The 1,287-nt window shown below is 67.4% G+C and carries 2 protein-coding genes; both read right to left on the bottom strand.

Annotation, left to right across the window (positions count from 1 at the left end):
- Positions 1–29: 29 nt before the first annotated feature.
- Positions 30–242, bottom strand: coding sequence for a helix-turn-helix domain-containing protein (locus ACFXKA_RS42895; protein WP_014046653.1), 213 nt, complete (start codon positions 240–242; stop codon positions 30–32).
- A 128-nt stretch (positions 243–370) separates the two neighbouring features.
- Positions 371–1,186: a phosphatase gene (locus tag ACFXKA_RS42890; protein ID WP_379431891.1), complete on the bottom strand. Its 816-nt coding sequence runs from the start codon at positions 1,184–1,186 to the stop codon at positions 371–373.
- Positions 1,187–1,287: the final 101 nt, after the last annotated feature.

Here is a 1,287-nt window from a genome sequence, read left to right as displayed (position 1 = left end):
GGAGTGAGGGACGTAATCCGAGGGAAATCTCAGGCGGATTCGACCCCCACGAAAGACTCGCGGAGATACTCGTGAACCGCTTGCTCCGGAACCCGGAAAGACCTGCCCACCCGGATCGCCGGCAGATGACCGCTGTGCACCAATCGGTACACGGTCATCTTCGACACTCGCATCACCGAGGCGACTTCCGCCACGGTAAGGAACTTGACCTCATTGAGAGGCCTCTCGCTGCCAGCAGCCATGACCCACCTGTACCTTCCGCACCCGACGGCCACCGGCTTCCCCTCCGGTGACTCTTCGTCGCTGCGCGCTCACTCCCCAGACTAGGGGCGGGTGATGCGAGTGGGGAAGAGGAGCAGCACATGGTCTCCTACTGTGACAGACACGCTCGATTGAGTACATAGCGAGTCAACGGGCGGTAGTAGTCGGACCGCACACCGTCGTCAACCGGGACCACGACGGAGACTCGCCCCTCCGCCTCGCCGACGAACAGCGCGGGGTCGTCGGTGTCCGCGAGGCCGACGGCCTCAATGCCCAACTGACCTGCTCCGCAGACCCATCCGTGGTCTCCCACGACCAACTCGGGAAGCGGCCCGCCGGCCTCGGCCACGCTGTCCAGCACCACCCGAACGGGGAGGGGGGAATGGCTGTGCGCGCCGGTCTCACTCCCGGCGTGCGACGCTTCGGATTCCCGCACCAACGCGACTCGTCGTACGTAGTCCAGGCTGTGCGTGCGTACGCCGAACCGGGTCGTTATGTCGATACATCGCCCCTTCGCGGGGGTGAGGACGAGACATCCCGCCGCCGACAAAGCGTCTGCGAGACCCGCGTAGAACCCGATCAGCCGGTCCGGATGCCCGGTCCCGAACAGCACGGGAGCCCGCCGGCCGGCGGCACTGCCGAGGCGCGCGGCGAACGCGTCGAGGCTGCTCAACGTCCGCTCGGGGTCGATGACATCATCGCCGGAGACATGCGCGGGATCCCCGGAGACCCCGCACCGGTCGGCCATGAGCCGCAGCAAGTCGCTCTCGCACCAGGCCCGTTCGGGGGTGAGCCCCAGCGTCGCACGCGGATCGCGGGCGGCGAAGAGCCGGTAACTGCGCAGGCTCTGCTCTCGCGTGGTGGCCACGGGGCCGGCCAGTCGGGCGGCCAGCAGATGGGCCCGTAGGGCTCCGGTACTCAGCACAGCCCCGATGCTCCCGCACGACACCACGAAGGGGACCAAAACGCCTACGCCACCGCACAGTTGGCGTAACGCCCCAAGAAGCCTGTCCGGCGATTGAGGAC

Source organism: Nocardia sp. NPDC059228 (genome assembly GCF_042754245.1).
In the GTDB taxonomy this organism is placed as follows: domain Bacteria; phylum Actinomycetota; class Actinomycetes; order Mycobacteriales; family Mycobacteriaceae; genus Nocardia.
The sequence above is the reverse complement of the archived record's forward strand: the minus strand, read 5'-3'. Positions and strand labels throughout refer to the sequence as shown.

What these genes read in the sequence shown, in the direction of transcription:
- ACFXKA_RS42895 (WP_014046653.1), bottom strand. Translation starts at nt 242, where the DNA reads ATGGCTGCTGGCAGCGAGAGGCCTCTCAATGAGGTCAAGTTCCTTACC.